Consider the following 14,746-nt stretch of genomic DNA (forward strand, 5'->3'; position numbering starts at 1 on the left):
GACCGTCTCGCCCGATCGCGAACGGCTGCTGACGCGGACGCCGCCCGGGCGTCACACCAGCGGCCCCACCGCACACACGGAGCAGCACTCCGCCCGGGCCGCCTCCGCCGCCGTACGCCGTCGGCATGTTCGCCGGCTGTCCACGAACTGGTATCAGCCACTACTTCGACGAGACCCACGAGGTGTCCCCACGTGAGTTCCCCGCCCTTCCCGGTACTGCCCCCCGGGTTCCGTTTCGGCGCCGCCACCGCGGCCTACCAGATCGAGGGTGCCCATGACGAGGACGGGCGTGGCCCGTCCATCTGGGACACCTTCAGCCACACCCCCGGGCGAACGCTCGGGGGCGCCACGGGCGACACCGCCTGCGACCACTACCGCCGCTACCGCGAGGACGTCGCCCTGCTGCGCGAACTCGGCGTGGACGGTTACCGCTTCTCGATCGCCTGGTCCCGGCTGCTGCCCCAGGGCACCGGACCGATCAACCACAAGGGCCTGGACTTCTACGACCGTCTGATCGACGAGCTGCTGGCCGCCGGGGTCTCACCCGCGGTCACCCTCTACCACTGGGACCTGCCGCAGGCCCTGGAGGACCGTGGAGGCTGGCGCGCACGAGAGACCGCAGAGGCGTTCGCGCGGTACGCGGCCCTCGCCGCCGAACGCTACGGCGACCGGGTGGACCGCTGGATCACGCTCAACGAGCCCTACTGCTCGGCCTTCGTGGGCTACGCCGAGGGGCGGCACGCGCCTGGGGCCGAGGAGGGCCGCGGCGCGCTGGCGGCCGCACACCACCTGTTGGTCGCCCACGGCCTCGCGGTGCGGGAGCTGCGTGCCGCAGGCGCACGGGAAGTCGGGATCACCCTCAACCTCGACCGCATCCATGCCGCCTCCGACCGGCCCGAGGACCTGGCAGCCCTGCGCCGCGCCGAGACCCTCCACAACGACATCTGGACGGAACCGCTCCTTGCCGGGCGCTACCCCCTGCACGAGGCCGAGACCTGGGCCGGACTCGCCGACGGCCCCTGGCGGCTGCCGGGCGACCTGGACCTGATCGGTGCCCCGCTCGACTTCCTCGGCGTCAACTTCTACCGGCCCTTCACCGTGGCCGCCGCGCCGCACCGCGTGGCCGACCCCGAGCAGCGCACCGCCGTGGACATCGGCGCAGCCGAGCTGGACCCGTACGGCACCCGCCACACCACCATGGGCTGGCCGGTCGTCCCGGCCGCGTTCACCGAGCTGCTCTGCGGCCTCCACGCCCGCTATCCGCAGGCGCCGCCGATCTGGATCACCGAGAACGGCTCGGCGGAGGCCGACACGGTCTCACCCGACGGGCAGGTCCACGACCCCGACCGCATCGGCTACCTCGCCGACCACCTCACCGCCGTGGCCGACGCCATCGCCGCCGGTGTGGACGTACGCGGCTACTACGTCTGGTCGCTGCTGGACAACTTCGAGTGGGCACGCGGCTACGACCAGCGCTTCGGCCTCGTCCACGTCGACTACGACACCCTGGTCCGCACCCCCAAGGACAGTTACCACTGGTACCGGGGTCTGATCGCCGCGCACCGCGCACGCACGGAGGAACCTGCCCGATGAAGTTCACCGACGGCTACTGGCTGATGCGTCCCGGCTGCACGGCCCGCTACGCCGCCGAGGTCGGCGACGTCCGCGCCGAGGACCACCGGATGACCCTGTACGCGCCCGTGAAACACGTGAGTCGACGCGGGCAGACGCTCAACAGCCCGCTGCTGACCGTGGAGTGCTGGTCCCCGGCCGAGGGGGTCATCGGTGTGCGGACGACCCACCATGCCGGATCGGCTCGCCGGGGCCCGGAGTTCGCGCTGCCCGGCGCCGGTGAGAACGCCGGCAAGGTACGCCGGGACGGCGCGGTACTGGAGCTGGTCTCCGGCGAACTGACGCTGCGCGTGGACACGGAACAGCCGTGGCGGCTGGAGTTCACCGCCGGCGGACGGGTGCTGACCTCCGCGGGTGAGCGTGGCACCGGGTTCGTCACCGACGGCGAAGGCCGCCACTACATGCTCGGCCAGCTGTCGTTGGGAGTCGGAGAGCTGGTCTACGGCCTGGGGGAGCGGTTCACCCCGCTCGTCAAGAACGGGCAGTCCGTGGACATCTGGCAGGCCGACGGCGGCACCAACAGCGAGCAGGCCTACAAGAACGTCCCGTTCCACCTCACCAACCGCGGCTACGGGGTCTTCGTCAATCACCCCGGCAGGGTGAGCTACGAGGTGGGCTCCGAGTCGGTCGGACAGGTCCAGTTCAGCGTCGAGGACCAGTCGCTGGAGTACTTCGTCGTCCACGGCCCCACCCCCAAGGAAATCGTCGCCCGCTACACGGCCCTCACCGGACGCCCGGCTCTGCCCCCGGCATGGGCGCTGGGGCTGTGGCTGACCACGTCCTTCACCACCGAATACGACGAGGCCACCGTCAACCGGTTCATCGACGGCATGGCCGAGCGCGGCATCCCGCTGAGCGTCTTCCACTTCGACTGCTTCTGGATGCGCGAGTACCAGTGGTCCGACTTCATGTGGGATGCGGAGACCTTTCCCGACCCGGAGGGCATGCTGGCCCGGCTCAAGCAGCAGGGTCTGCGCATCAGCGCCTGGATCAACCCCTACATCGCCCAGAAGTCGCATCTGTTCGACGAGGGCATGCGCGAGGGCTACCTGGTACGCCGCGCCGACGGCAGCGTGTGGCAGTGGGACCTGTGGCAGGCCGGCATGGCGCTGGTCGACTTCACCAACCCGGCCGCCCGCGACTGGTACACCGGCAAACTGCGCATCCTGCTCGCCCAGGGCGTCGACTGCTTCAAGACCGACTTCGGCGAGCGCATCCCCACCGACGTCGTCTGGCACGACGGCTCCGACCCGGAGCGGATGCACAACTACTACACCCACCTCTACAACCAGGCCGTCTTCGGGCTGCTGCGCGAGGAGCGCGGCGAGGGCGAGGCGCTGCTGTTCGCCCGCTCGGCCACCGCCGGCGGCCAGCAGTATCCGGTCCACTGGGGCGGGGACTGCGAGTCCCACTTCGGTGCCATGGCCGAGTCGTTGCGCGGCGGCCTCTCCCTCGGCCTGTCCGGCTTCGGCTTCTGGAGCCACGACATCGGCGGCTTCGAGGGCACCCCCACCCCGACGGTCTTCAAGCGCTGGGTGCAGTTCGGCCTGCTCTCCTCGCACAGCCGGCTGCACGGGAGCAAGTCCTACCGTGTCCCGTGGGACTACGGCGAGGAAGCGGTCGAGGTCACCCGGGAGTTCACCCTGCTCAAGCACCGCCTCGCCCCCTACCTGCACCGTGCGGCCCAGCAGGCCCACGCCACCGGGGTGCCGGTGATGCGGGCCATGGTGCTGGAGTTCCCCGACGACCCCACCGCCGCCGTGCTCGACCGGCAGTACATGCTCGGGGACGACCTGCTCGTCGCGCCCGTCTTCTCCGAGGACGGCACGGTGGAGTACTACGTGCCAGACGGGACGTGGACGAACCTACTGACCGGCGTCCAGGTCACCGGCCCGCGCTGGGTGCGCGAACAGCACGGGTTCCACACCCTGCCGCTGCTCGCCCGCCCCGACTCGGTCATCCCGTTCGCCGCCGAGGACCAGAATCCCGTCTCGGCCTGGGCCGACGGTGCCGAGTTGCGGGTCCACGCCTTCGCCGACGGCGCGGAACGCACGCTGGTGATCCCGCGCGCCGAAGGGCCGGGGGAGGCAGCTCGCTTCCACCTGCGACGCGACGGCGACCGCCTCCGGATCACCACCGACAGCCCTCACCCCTGGCAGCTCCGGCTCGGCGGACCGGACGGAACCCTCCACACGCGCCCCGCCGGCACGCCGGCGGCCGACCTGCCCTACCCGGACTGAAGCGGGTACGAGCCGGTTCCTCTGCTCGACCTGCGCGAGCGCAGGGGAACCGGCTCCGTTCCGTTCGCCGCTCCAGTCGATGACCCGACCGCAACCGAAAGCGTGCAGCCGTGCAGAGCCAGACCAAGCGCCAGATGTCCCCAGACCAGCTCGATGCTCTGCTGCGCAGCACTGCGGGCATCGGGTGTCGCCTTGAGACCGAGCTGACCGACGGCTGGTTCAACACCGCCTACCGCGTCCTGCTCGACGACGGTCGGCCGGCCGTCGTCAAGCTCGCCCCTCCGGCCGGCGCGGCGGTCCTCCGGTACGAGCGCGGCATCCTCGCCACGGAAGCCATGGTGTACCGGCGGCTCGCGGCCCTCCCCGGCGGCAGCGTGCCGACACCGGAACTCTTTTACGCCGGGGAGGAGTTCCTCGCCCTCTCCGTCCTGGAGGGGACCCCTTGGGACAAGGCGGCAGACCGCATCCACCCCTCCACCGGGGCGGCGCTTCGCCGCGAGCTGGGTGCGATCACCGCGCGTCTGCACACCCTGGCCCCGGAGGACGGGAGGTTCGGCTATCCAGCCGGTGAATCCGGGCTCTGTGCCCCCGACTGGCGGACCGCGTTCACCGCGATGGTGGACGCGCTCCTCGACGACGCCGATCGATGGCAGTCCCCGCTGGGCGAGCCGCCGGCCGACATCCGGGCGCTGGTGGCCGAGGGCCGGTACGCCCTCGACGAAGTCGCCGAGCCCCGGCTCGTCCACTTCGACCTGTGGCCGGGCAACATCTTCGTCGACCTCGGCACCGACGGGACGCACGCCCGGATCACCGGACTCATCGACCACGAAAGGGCGTTCTGGGGCGACCCGGCTGCTGAGCTGGTCTCCCTGGCCTTCGGCGGCGACACCGACCCCGAGAGCGACCTCGTCGCCGGCTACGTCGAGGCCGGAGGCAGCCTCGACTTCAGTCCCGCCTTCCGTCACCGACTGGCCCTCTACCAGCTCTACCTGGGCCTGCTGCTCATCGTCGAATGCGGGCCGCGCGGCTATGGTCCCGATCACCTCGCATTCTGCCGCGACACTCTCGCCGACGCCATGACACGGCTGCGGAGCCTGGGGTAGCCGCCTGCGGGGCGTGAGCCGGGTGACGGGCAATCAGGGTCCGGGTGATGTCGTGATCACCCTTCGGGTCCGGTCCCCGTACGGGCCTGGATCCGACAGGACGCTGAGTGCGCGGGCAAGGGGCGCGATAGGTTGCCCGCCATGACTGAGCTTGGACCTGTCGCCTGGCCGCCGGTCCCGATCAGAACCGAGCGGCTGGTGCTCCGGGAGTCCGAGGCCCGCGACCGTGCGGCGTTCATCGAGCTGTTCGCCTCGCCAGAGGTGGGCACCTATCTCGGTGGCCCTCGACCGAGTGATGAGCTCGAGCGCACGGCGCCCGAGGTGCCCGGGCGGCGCCCTGGCTTCTTTGTGATCGATCTCGACGGAGCGATGATCGGCATGGTCACTCTCGACCGGCGCGGCGCAGAGCGTCCGGGTCACATCCGTCCGGACGCCGGGGAGGCCGAACTCGGCTACATGTTCCTGCCGGAGGTGTGGGGATGCGGATACGCCGGCGAGGCGTGCGCAGCGGCGCTCGACTGGTTCGCCGACGTGCTTCCCGGCGAGCCGGTGGTGCTCTGTACGCAGACCGCCAACGACCGTTCGATGCGCCTCGCGGCGAAGCTGGGGTTCACGGAGGTGGAGCGGTTCGAGGAGTTCGGCGCCGAGCAGTGGTTCGGTGTGTGGTCCTCGCTCCCGCCGTCCGGTTGAGCTCGTGCTCGACAGCGCGGATCCTCGAGGCCATCGATCGGCCGTGGGCCTTGGCCTCGGCGTCGTTGTGCATGGGCGCGCTGTGGCAGTCGATCAGATTCGTCGTCTCGCCGCGTTGCTGTTTGAAAGACGTCGTCGCATTTCGTCAGTGGACGCCCCGTTGCCCCAACAGGCGAGCGTGTTCCCTCTTCAGATCGGCGAACCCCTGCCGTGCGTACACGGCGAGCTCCTCGCTGGGGAACGGCACCAACGACAGATGCTGGTCGTATCCGCCCTGCGTCCACCTGGCAGCTGTGATCTCGTAGCCCGAGACATGGGCGCACAGTTGAAGCAAGATCGGCGGCATCTCCGGTTCCTTCAAGAGATCTGCATGCCTGATGACGAGATCGCGCATGGCCTGGATGTTCGGGAGGAACACGGTCGTGACCCACAGCCGCCACTCGGCGAGTTCTTCCTCGGTGGGTGGAGTCTCATGTATGAACGGTGATCTGCCGTCAGGTCGGGCGTTGCGCTCCTTGAACGCGTGGAAGCTGCGGCTGTTGGCCTCCGTGAGGGCGAACAGGGGTCCGTAGAAGTCGCTGAGTTGACGGTTCAGGCGTGCCAGACGTTCTTGGCGCTGTGACAGGCGTAGGCCGTTGAGATAGGTGGCGACATAGCCGACGAACGCCAGTCCGATGGTGACGACCAGTGCGATCATGGAAGGCGATGCTACTGAGCAGTGCACCCCTTGGTCAGTCGGTGGTAGCAGATGAGGGTTGCGGCGATACCTGCGAAGGCGCGGAAATGCTCGGGCCGACACGTCCGCAATCCACGTCGAGCCAGAAGGCCCTCACCCACTTAAAGATCGGTCAGCCGAACCTGCATGACGTGTCCACAACCCCTCGGGACAGAACATCCAGCCCACCTGAATCCGCTTGGCGTCCGGTACTGATCATCCGGCGATCGGCACGGCGTGGCCGGTGACCCGTACGCGAGCGTCGTGTGGGCCTACCTCGATGATCAGGTCGCTCGGCCGTCCCATGTCCTCGCCCTGGCGGATGGCGATCACACCCGCTGGGGGCAACAGGTCGAGCGTACGCAAGTAGCCTCCGAACGCGGCTGCTGCTGCTCCGGTGGCCGGGTCTTCGACGACGCCGCCGACGGGGAACGGGTCACGCGCGTGGAAGCGGTCGTCGCGCTCCCGCCAGACGAGGTGCACCGTCGTCCAGCCGTGGACCTGCATGACGCCAGCGAGGGCCTCGAAGTCGTAGTCGAGGTCGGTCAGTCGGCCACGGGAGCCCGCGGCGAGCACCAAATGCTCGTTGCCCGCGAAGGCGACGTGCGGCGGAAGCGCCGGGTCGAGGTCGGCTCTTTCCCACCCCAGGGCTGACAGCGTGGCGTCCACCTCGGCGGCCTGTGCCGGACGGGACCAGGTGGGGACGCTGGTGAGTGTCGCCCGTACAGCACCATGCCCATCGGTCACGGTCTCCACCTTGATCTCGCCGGCAGGCGTGTCGAAGACCAGAGGACCGGAGCCTATGCGTTCGGCAAGCGCCACCGATACGGCAACGGTGGCGTGCCCACAGAAGGCGACCTCGGCGAGGGGGCTGAAGTAGCGGAGCGCGAACCGACGGTGCTGCTCGTCGCGAGAGGTGACGAATGCTGTCTCGGAGTACCCCACCTCGCCGGCGACCGCCAGCATGCGCTGCTCGTCGAGTTGTGCGGCGTCGAGAACGACGCCGGCCGGATTCCCCCCGTCGGGGTGGGAGGTGAACGCCGCGTAGCGCAGGACATCGGTAACCGTTGAGCGAGTCATGCCCTTACCCTCCCGCCCTGACTCCATTAATGCAAACGATGATTATCGATGAATTCGATCGATGTTTACGATGGCTTGCTAGGGTTCGGTCATGGATACCCGGCTGCTCCAGACCTTCACCGCACTCGCCAGAACGGGAAGCTTCACCGGGGCCGCTGCTGAACTTCAGCTTGCGCAGTCCACGGTCACCGTGCAGATCAGAGCCCTTGAGAACACACTGCGCACCCGGCTCTTCGATCGACTGGCCAGAGGCGCGATGCTCACCGAGGCCGGGCGACGGTTGCTCACCCTGGCCGAAGAAGTACTGGAGGCCGAGTCACGGTTGTTCGCGGCGGCCACCGAGGACGGCCCGGTCAGCGGAACAGTCGTGGTGGGCGCGGGCGAAACATTGTGCTCTGCCCATCTGCCAGGTGTGATCGCCGCGCTGCGCCGCCTCCACCCCGATGTGGAAGTGCACCTCCAGGCGTGCAGCACCGCCACCGCCGTTGAAGGACTGCGAGCAGGAAGACTGGACTGCGCTCTCCTGCTGGAGGAACAGGCGGACTACCCGGACGTCACGGCTGAGCGCATCACCAGCCAGCCCCTGGTCCTGCTCTGCGCCCCCGAGCACCCTCTTGCCGGCCGCGAACAGCCGACGACCTGGCAGGAACTGGCGCGGGAGAACTTCTTCCTCCACGAGGAAGGCTGTTCCTACAGCGACTGGCTCGCTCAACGTCTACAGGCGGTCGCTGGTGCCCAGCCCCGGCTGACGCGATTCGGCGGCATCGAAGCCACCCGCGCCTGTGTCACAGCCGGACTCGGCCTGACCGTGCTTCCCCACGCCAACGTAGCCGAATCACTACGCGATGGCCGCCTCACGGCAGTACCGGGCCCCTCCCTCCCCGATGTTCCTGTCTACCTGGCACGCCACCGCCGCCGTCGGCCCTCCCGCGCAGCCCGCGCCGTCGCAGCCCAGGTGGTACGCCACTTCCATGCGTGACGGCGTCGGGCTTGCCGGCGAGGCCTGGGCCCGAGCTCAGCAACTGCCGGCGCCGCGCCGACGGAACGTCCGTGTTCCGTAAGGGTTCGATGGTTCCGCGACGGCCTGGCGCCGAGTGGGATGGAGGGCATGAAACTGGGTCTCTTTCCGCCGGTGTTCAAGGGCAGACTGCACGATGCCCGCACGGCGACCTCCGTCGGCCGGTGGCTGGGGGTGGCGTTCGCCGTCTGCTTCGTCACCGGACTGGTCAGTCACTTCATGCAACACCCGCCGGGTTGGCTGGCAGACAGAGTCCCGAGCCGGCCGGTGTGGGGTTATCGGCTCACTCAGGGACTTCATGTCGCCTCCGGCATCGCGGCGATCCCGTTGCTGACGGCGAAGCTCTGGACGGTATATCCGCGGTTGTACGAATGGCCGTTGGTGCGGTCGGTCAAGCACGCCCTGGAGCGGCTGTCCGTCGGCGTGCTGGTGGCCGGCGCCGTCTTCGAGCTGGCGACCGGGCTGTTGAACACGGCCCAGTGGTACCCGTGGCCGTTCTCGTTCGTCCCAGTGCACTACGCGGTGGCGTGGCTGGTCATCGGGGCGTTGCTGCTGCACGTCGCGGTCAAGGCGCCGGAGATCAAGGCGCACTGGGGTCGTCGGTCACCCGGGACGCTCGCTCTGCCCTCGCAGGACGGCCCCGACCGGCGCTCGCTGCTGGCAGCGGTGGGCGCTGCCGTCGGTGCCGTCACACTGACCACCGTGGGCCAGTCCTTCACCCCGCTGAAGGACTTCCTCCTGTTCGCACCCCGCCACCCGGACAAAGGCCCGCAGGCGCTGCCGGTCAACCGGACTGCCGACGCCGCGGGGGTCGGCAGGATCACTGCCGTGGAGTACCGCCTGGTGGTGGCCGGCCCGCATCAGTACACCCTGACCCTGGACGAGCTGCGCGCCCTGCCACAGTACGAGGTCGAGCTGCCGATCGCCTGTGTGGAGGGCTGGAGCAAGTCGGCGCGCTGGACCGGCGTACGAGTCAGGGATCTGCTGGATCGTGCGGGGGCGCCGGAGCATGCGCGGGTGCGGGTGGTGTCGTTGCAGTCGAGGGGCGGTTACCGGGTGTCGGAGATGGGGCCCGAGCACGCCCGCGACCCGCTGACCCTGCTGGCCCTGCGCCTGAACGGCGAGGAACTCGACCCGGACCACGGTTACCCGGCGCGGCTCATCGCCCCCGATCGGCCGGGCGTTCTGCAGACCAAGTGGGTCGGCCGACTGGAGGTGCCGGCATGAAGTCGCTGCGCATGACGGCGGGTACGGCGGGTGTGGCACTCATGGGGGTCGGGGCGTTCCTGCTGATGGGCGTCCGCGACTTGGCGGATGTGCTGGTGTGGCTTGGTGGGGCGGTCGTCCTGCACGATGTGGTGATCGCCCCGGCCGTGCTGCTGGTCGGACTGCTGCTGGTGCGCGGCGCCGCGCGCGGACCGGTCCGCGGGGCCCTGCTGGTCGCGGGTGCGCTGACGACGGTGGCGTTGCCCGTGCTGCTACGGCCGGGCAGGACGGCCAACTCGTCGGTGCTGCCGTTGGACTATCCGCGCAACTGGCTGATCGCACTGGTGGCCGTGGCCGTAGTGACGGCGCTCTGGCTGGCCGTGCGTGGGTGCGGGCGTGGTCGCCGGCGGCCGGGTGGGTGACTTCCCTGGTCCCGCCGACGGACGAACGGTCTTACCGGTGTCTTGCGCGTTGCGGTGCCGCGTCCCGGTCCGCCGAGGACGCGCAGGAGCCGGGAAGCCTTACGAACCCCTGACGTCCTTGCACAGAGCGACCTGCCGCCAGGTGAACCGCATTACGGTCGGTGGCATGTTGATCCTGGTCACCGGCGGTGTGGGTTTCATCGGCTCGCACATCGTCACAGCCCTCATCGATGGGGGGCATGAGGTGCGCGTCCTCGACGCGCTGCTGCCCGCCGCCCACCGCACGCTCCCGCCCATCCCCGACGGGGTGGACTGGCGGCATGCCGACGTCCGTGACGGGGAGGCGGTGGCCGGCGCGCTGCGAGGTGTCGACGCGGTGTGTCACCAGGCCGCGATGGTCGGTCTCGGCAAGGACTTCACCGACGCCCCGGACTACGTGGGCTGCAACGACCTCGGCACCGCCGTGCTCCTTGCCGGGATGGCCGAAGCAGGCGTGCGGCGCCTGGTGCTGGCGAGTTCGATGGTGGTCTACGGCGAGGGACGGTACGAGTGCTCGCGGCACGGTGTCGTACGACCCGGGCCGCGCAGGGTGGCGGACCTGGAAGCGGGAGGCTTCGAGCCCCCGTGCCCGCACTGCGGTGAGCCACTGGCCGCGGGCCTGGTGGGCGAGGACGCCCCGGCCGATCCACGCAACGTGTACGCGGCCACGAAGCTGGCGCAGGAGCACCTGGCCGCCGCGTGGGCGCGGGCGACCGGCGGGCGCGTCGCCGCGCTGCGCTACCACAACGTGTACGGGCCGGGCATGCCGCGGAACACCCCCTACGCGGGTGTCGCCTCCTTGTTCCGGTCAGCGCTCGCACGTGGCGAGGCCCCGCGTGTCTTCGAGGACGGCGGGCAACGGCGGGACTTCGTCCATGTTCGGGACGTAGCCGGCGCCAACCTCGCGGCGCTGGACGGTGTGGAGGGTCTGCCGGAGGGCGGCTCGCGGGCGTACAACGTCGGCAGTGGAGAGCCCCACACCGTGGGTGAGATGGCCGCAGCGCTGGCCTCGGCGTACGGCGGACCGACACCGGTCGTCACGGGGGAGTACCGGCTCGGCGACGTCCGCCACATCACCGCTTCCTCGCAGCGACTGCGCGACGAGCTGGACTGGAAGCCGCAGGTCGTCTTCGCGGAAGGCATGACGGAGTTCGCGTCGGCGCCCCTGCGGGCCGGGTGAGCTCGTCCCGTTCTCGGGAGAAGCCCGCGCCGGGACCGGCCCGGGCTTCTCCCGCCGGGCCGTCCTGCTCTGTCGTCGTCCTCAGACCGCTGCGGGCAGGTGCACCTCGAACCGGCAGCCGCCCGGAACGTTGCGCACGGCTGCGCGTCCCTGGTGGGCCTCCACGATGCCGCGCACGATGGCCAGGCCGAGCCCCGCCCCGGCGGCGGCGTGCGGGCGTCAGTGCCGCGCCAGCCGGTGTCGAAGACGCGGGGCAGGTCCTCCGGCGGGATGCCGCCGCAGCCGTCCGTCACCGACAGCACGACCCTGTCGGCCTCACGGCGCGCCGAGACGGCGACCGTGCCGTCGGCGGGCGTCCGGCGGATCGCGTTGACCAGCAGGTTGGCAAGGACGCGGGACATCTCGCGGCCGTCGACTTCCACCGGCACGGGTTCGACTCCTTCGCCCACGAGCCGTACTCCGTGTTCCTTGGCCAGCGCGTCGACGCCGGCGATGGCGTCGCCGACGAGGTCGTAGACCGACATCCGGGCGGGGGACAGAGCGAGCACGCCGGCCTGGATGCGGGAGAGTTCGAACAGGTCGCTGACCATGGCGCTCATACGGCCGACCTCCGCGCGGATGCGGATGTGGTAGTCCCGGGGATCGTCGACCATGCCGTCCTCGAGGGCCTCGGTCATCGCCTGCAGACCGGCCAGGGGGGTGCGTAGGTCGTGGGAGATCCAGGCGACGAGTTCGCGCCGGGAGGCTTCCAGGGCCCGTTCCCGTTCCCGGGAGGCGGCGAGCTTGGCGCTGGTGGCAGCCAACTGGCGGCTGAGGTGGGCGAGTTCGGCGGTGGGCGCGAGGGTGGGCGGGATGAAACTGCCGTCGTCTCCAAGGGCGCGGGTGGCCTCGGCCAGCTCCCGACTGCCCTTCACGACGCTGCGGCCCAGGATGAGCGTCACGACGAGCGAGACGACCGCTGCCATGGCGCACACCATCGTCACCACCCACAGGTCGTGGTCGGACAGGAACATCGCCCACGACACCAGCATGGTTCCGGCGAGCATGGCCGCCACCGTGACGGCGGCGACCACGGCCAGGGAGACGGCGACGGACCGGTCGCGCAGCGCCCGCAGGGCTGCCGCCCCCAGCAGTCCGGAGCCCCCCGCGCCGATCGCCGCGTACAACGCGATGAGGAGCGTGTCACCGACCATGGCCGACCTCGGCTTCCTGTGACCGGGGAGGGTCGAAGCGGTAGCCGACACCCCAGACCGTGCTGATGAGGCGAGGGTGGGCCGGGTCGTCCTCGATCTTCTCGCGCAGTCGCCGCACGTGCACGGTGACGGTCGACAGGTCGCCGAACTCCCAGCCCCAGACCCGCTGCATCAGCTGCTCCCGGCTCGTGGCCTGCCCGGGGTGCCGGATGAAGAACTCCAAAAGGTCGAACTCGCGGATGGTCAGGGCGAGTTCGGAGCCGTCACGGGTGGCGCGCCGGGCCGTGGGGTCCAGGGCGAGCGGGCCGGCCCGCAGCCAGGGCTCGGCCGCCTCGGACCTGAGGGCCGTCGACGCACCGGCCCGGCGGAGCACCGACTCCACCCGCAGCACCAGCTCCCGGGGGCTGAACGGTTTGGTCACGTAGTCGTCCGCGCCGACCTCCAGGCCGAGGATGCGGTCCTCCTCCTCGCCTCGCGCGGTCAGCATGATGACCGGGAGGGGGCCGGCCGTACGGATGCGGCGGCAGACCTCCAAGCCGTCCATGCCGGGCAGCATCAGGTCCAGCACCACCAGGTCGGGCGGGCGGGAGGCGGCCTGGGCCACGGCGGCCGGGCCGTCGGCGGCCACGTCGACGGCGAAGCCCGCCCGGTCCAGATATCCGGCGACGACCTCGGAGACGGTCGGGTCGTCGTCCACCACAAGTACGCGTTTCACCCGACCGAGTCTCGCACCAGGGTCCCGCCGCGGACCGACGCACCGAACGACGTCAGCGATCCGTAAGGAGACGGCATCCTTTATGTCTGTTTTGCGTCCGTACTGTGAGTGAGGTGATCGATACATCCCCCTCTTCTGTGGACGTCGTGCTGCCCTGCCTCGATGAAGCCGAGGCCCTGCCGTGGGTGCTGGACCGGATCCCGTCCGGCTGGCGCGCGATCGTCGTCGACAACGGCTCAACCGATGGTTCCCCGGACATCGCCCACGACCTGGGTGCCCACGTGGTCAGTGAGCCGCGGCGCGGCTTCGGGGCCGCCTGCCACGCGGGCCTCACCGCCGCCACGGCCGACGTGGTCTGCTTCTGCGACTGCGACGCCTCCCTCGACCCCGGCCTGCTGCCGACCGTCGTCGGCCCCGTCCTCGACGGCGCAGCCGACCTGGTCCTGGGCCGTCGCCGCCCCACCGCCCGCGGTGCCTGGCCCGTACACGCCCGGCTGGCAAACCTGCAGCTGGCCCGCCTCGTCCGCCGCCGCACCGGCCTGCGCCTGCACGACCTGGGGCCGATGCGTGCCGCCCGCCGGGAGGCGCTACTGGCCCTGGGCCTGACCGACTGGCGCTCCGGGTATCCGCTGCAGATGGTCGTCCGCGCCGCCGACGCCGGCTGGCGGGTGGCGGAGACCGACGTGCCCTACCGACCTCGTACGGGCCGTTCGAAGGTCACCGGCACCTGGCGCGGTACCTGGCAGGCCGTGCGCGACATGCGTGCCGTCCTCGCCGAGCGGCCATCTGCGGCCCCGGCCGACGGCGCCGGCATCGCGGGAGGCGTCCGATGAACGCCCAGCGCGAGGCCGCGGGTCCGGACACCCTGCTGGTCATTGCCAAGGAGCCGGTGCCCGGACGCGTCAAGACCCGCCTCACCCCGCCCTACACCCCGCTGGAGGCGGCTGCCCTGGCCGAGGCCGCTCTGACCGACACGCTCAACACGATGCTCCAGGTCCCCGCCCGACGCCGGGTGCTGGTCCTCGACGGAGCTCCTGGTCCGTGGCTGCCACCCGGCTTCGAGGTCGTGCCCCAGGCGTCCGGCGGCCTCGACGAGCGGATCGCCGCCGCCTTCGCCCTCTGCGACGGACCCTCGCTGCTGGTCGGCATGGACACTCCGCAGCTCACTCCGCGCCTGCTGACCGACGTCGGCAGCGACGGGCACGACGCCTGGTTCGGCCCAGCCGCCGACGGCGGATTCTGGGCTCTGGGCTTCGCCGATCCGGGCCGCGACGGCGTCCTGGTGCGGGGCGTCCCGATGTCCACTGACCGTACCGGGGCCATCCAGCGTCGCAGACTCACCGAGGCGGGACTGACGATCGGTGAACTCCCGCTGCTGCGGGACGTGGACACCGCCGCCGACGCCGCCTCGGCGGCCGCCTGCTGCGCGCCCGGATCCCGGTTCGCCGCCACCCTGGCCTCGCTCGCGGAGAGCGTCCGATGAGCGGCACCTCCCATGGAACGCGCACTGCGG

13 protein-coding genes and 1 pseudogene are annotated in these 14,746 nt (G+C 70.6%); 10 read left to right on the top strand and 4 right to left on the bottom strand.

Going from position 1 to position 14,746, the window contains the following annotated elements; all coding sequences use genetic code 11:
- The first annotated feature begins 192 nt into the window (after nucleotides 1–192).
- From N8I84_RS38970 to N8I84_RS38985, 4 genes are all read left to right on the top strand, one after another.
- Nucleotides 193–1,593: a GH1 family beta-glucosidase gene (locus tag N8I84_RS38970; protein WP_263234259.1), complete on the top strand. Its 1,401-nt coding sequence runs from the start codon at nucleotides 193–195 to the stop codon at nucleotides 1,591–1,593.
- Nucleotides 1,590–3,872 (top strand): alpha-xylosidase, encoded by a 2,283-nt coding sequence (gene yicI / locus N8I84_RS38975; protein ID WP_263234260.1) that lies wholly within the window; start codon nucleotides 1,590–1,592, stop codon nucleotides 3,870–3,872. Before N8I84_RS38970 ends, yicI begins: the two co-directional genes overlap by 4 nt.
- Nucleotides 3,873–3,982: 110 nt before the next feature.
- On the top strand, nucleotides 3,983–4,975 hold the full coding sequence (locus N8I84_RS38980; protein ID WP_263234261.1) for a phosphotransferase family protein: 993 nt from the start codon (nucleotides 3,983–3,985) through the stop codon (nucleotides 4,973–4,975).
- Between the two features lie 141 nt (nucleotides 4,976–5,116).
- Nucleotides 5,117–5,665 (top strand): GNAT family N-acetyltransferase, encoded by a 549-nt coding sequence (locus N8I84_RS38985; protein WP_263234262.1) that lies wholly within the window; start codon nucleotides 5,117–5,119, stop codon nucleotides 5,663–5,665.
- Nucleotides 5,666–5,810: 145 nt separating this feature from the next.
- Here N8I84_RS38985 and N8I84_RS38990 read toward each other — a convergent pair whose 3' ends face one another.
- On the bottom strand, nucleotides 5,811–6,362 hold the full coding sequence (locus N8I84_RS38990) for a hypothetical protein (protein WP_263234263.1): 552 nt from the start codon (nucleotides 6,360–6,362) through the stop codon (nucleotides 5,811–5,813).
- Between the two features lie 234 nt (nucleotides 6,363–6,596).
- The gene (locus tag N8I84_RS38995; RefSeq protein ID WP_263234264.1) at nucleotides 6,597–7,460 is read right to left on the bottom strand and encodes a PhzF family phenazine biosynthesis protein; all 864 of its coding nucleotides are present in this window, start codon (nucleotides 7,458–7,460) and stop codon (nucleotides 6,597–6,599) included.
- A 91-nt stretch (nucleotides 7,461–7,551) separates the two neighbouring features.
- On the opposite strand from N8I84_RS38995, the gene N8I84_RS39000 reads away from it, so the two are divergent.
- The 4 genes from N8I84_RS39000 (at nucleotide 7,552) to N8I84_RS39015 (ending at nucleotide 11,325) form a co-directional block, all read left to right on the top strand.
- A complete protein-coding gene (locus N8I84_RS39000) occupies nucleotides 7,552–8,439 on the top strand; it encodes a LysR family transcriptional regulator (protein ID WP_263234265.1) in 888 nt (295 codons plus the stop codon).
- Nucleotides 8,440–8,568: 129 nt separating this feature from the next.
- Complete coding sequence (locus N8I84_RS39005; protein WP_263234266.1) at nucleotides 8,569–9,705, top strand: molybdopterin-dependent oxidoreductase; 1,137 nt, start codon at nucleotides 8,569–8,571, stop codon at nucleotides 9,703–9,705.
- Nucleotides 9,702–10,106 (top strand): hypothetical protein, encoded by a 405-nt coding sequence (locus N8I84_RS39010; RefSeq protein WP_263234267.1) that lies wholly within the window; start codon nucleotides 9,702–9,704, stop codon nucleotides 10,104–10,106. The genes N8I84_RS39005 and N8I84_RS39010 overlap by 4 nt, the downstream gene beginning before the upstream one ends.
- Nucleotides 10,107–10,272: 166 nt before the next feature.
- On the top strand, nucleotides 10,273–11,325 hold the full coding sequence (locus N8I84_RS39015; RefSeq protein ID WP_263234268.1) for an NAD-dependent epimerase/dehydratase family protein: 1,053 nt from the start codon (nucleotides 10,273–10,275) through the stop codon (nucleotides 11,323–11,325).
- A gap of 81 nt (nucleotides 11,326–11,406) precedes the next feature.
- On the opposite strand, the pseudogene N8I84_RS39020 reads toward N8I84_RS39015, so the two are convergent.
- Together N8I84_RS39020 and N8I84_RS39025 are read right to left on the bottom strand one after the other, a co-directional pair.
- Nucleotides 11,407–12,518, bottom strand: a pseudogene (locus N8I84_RS39020) (sensor histidine kinase).
- Complete coding sequence (locus tag N8I84_RS39025) at nucleotides 12,508–13,233, bottom strand: response regulator transcription factor (RefSeq protein ID WP_263234269.1); 726 nt, start codon at nucleotides 13,231–13,233, stop codon at nucleotides 12,508–12,510. Before N8I84_RS39025 ends, N8I84_RS39020 begins: the two are co-directional and overlap by 11 nt.
- A 113-nt stretch (nucleotides 13,234–13,346) precedes the next feature.
- On the opposite strand from N8I84_RS39025, the gene N8I84_RS39030 reads away from it, so the two are divergent.
- Together N8I84_RS39030 and N8I84_RS39035 are read left to right on the top strand one after the other, a co-directional pair.
- A complete protein-coding gene (locus N8I84_RS39030; RefSeq protein ID WP_263234270.1) occupies nucleotides 13,347–14,066 on the top strand; it encodes a glycosyltransferase family 2 protein in 720 nt (239 codons plus the stop codon).
- The gene (locus tag N8I84_RS39035) at nucleotides 14,063–14,716 is read left to right on the top strand and encodes a TIGR04282 family arsenosugar biosynthesis glycosyltransferase (RefSeq protein WP_263234271.1); all 654 of its coding nucleotides are present in this window, start codon (nucleotides 14,063–14,065) and stop codon (nucleotides 14,714–14,716) included. The genes N8I84_RS39030 and N8I84_RS39035 overlap by 4 nt, the downstream gene beginning before the upstream one ends.
- Nucleotides 14,717–14,746: the final 30 nt, after the last annotated feature.

This window comes from Streptomyces cynarae, assembly GCF_025642135.1.
Classification (GTDB): domain Bacteria; phylum Actinomycetota; class Actinomycetes; order Streptomycetales; family Streptomycetaceae; genus Streptomyces; species Streptomyces cynarae.

What these genes read in the sequence shown, in the direction of transcription:
- yicI (WP_263234260.1), top strand. Translation starts at nt 1,590, where the DNA reads ATGAAGTTCACCGACGGCTACTGGCTGATGCGTCCCGGCTGCACGGCC.
- N8I84_RS38985 (WP_263234262.1), top strand. Translation starts at nt 5,117, where the DNA reads ATGACTGAGCTTGGACCTGTCGCCTGGCCGCCGGTCCCGATCAGAACC.
- N8I84_RS38990 (WP_263234263.1), bottom strand. Translation starts at nt 6,362, where the DNA reads ATGATCGCACTGGTCGTCACCATCGGACTGGCGTTCGTCGGCTATGTC.
- N8I84_RS38995 (WP_263234264.1), bottom strand. Translation starts at nt 7,460, where the DNA reads ATGACTCGCTCAACGGTTACCGATGTCCTGCGCTACGCGGCGTTCACC.
- N8I84_RS39000 (WP_263234265.1), top strand. Translation starts at nt 7,552, where the DNA reads ATGGATACCCGGCTGCTCCAGACCTTCACCGCACTCGCCAGAACGGGA.
- N8I84_RS39005 (WP_263234266.1), top strand. Translation starts at nt 8,569, where the DNA reads ATGAAACTGGGTCTCTTTCCGCCGGTGTTCAAGGGCAGACTGCACGAT.
- N8I84_RS39010 (WP_263234267.1), top strand. Translation starts at nt 9,702, where the DNA reads ATGAAGTCGCTGCGCATGACGGCGGGTACGGCGGGTGTGGCACTCATG.
- N8I84_RS39015 (WP_263234268.1), top strand. Translation starts at nt 10,273, where the DNA reads ATGTTGATCCTGGTCACCGGCGGTGTGGGTTTCATCGGCTCGCACATC.
- N8I84_RS39035 (WP_263234271.1), top strand. Translation starts at nt 14,063, where the DNA reads ATGAACGCCCAGCGCGAGGCCGCGGGTCCGGACACCCTGCTGGTCATT.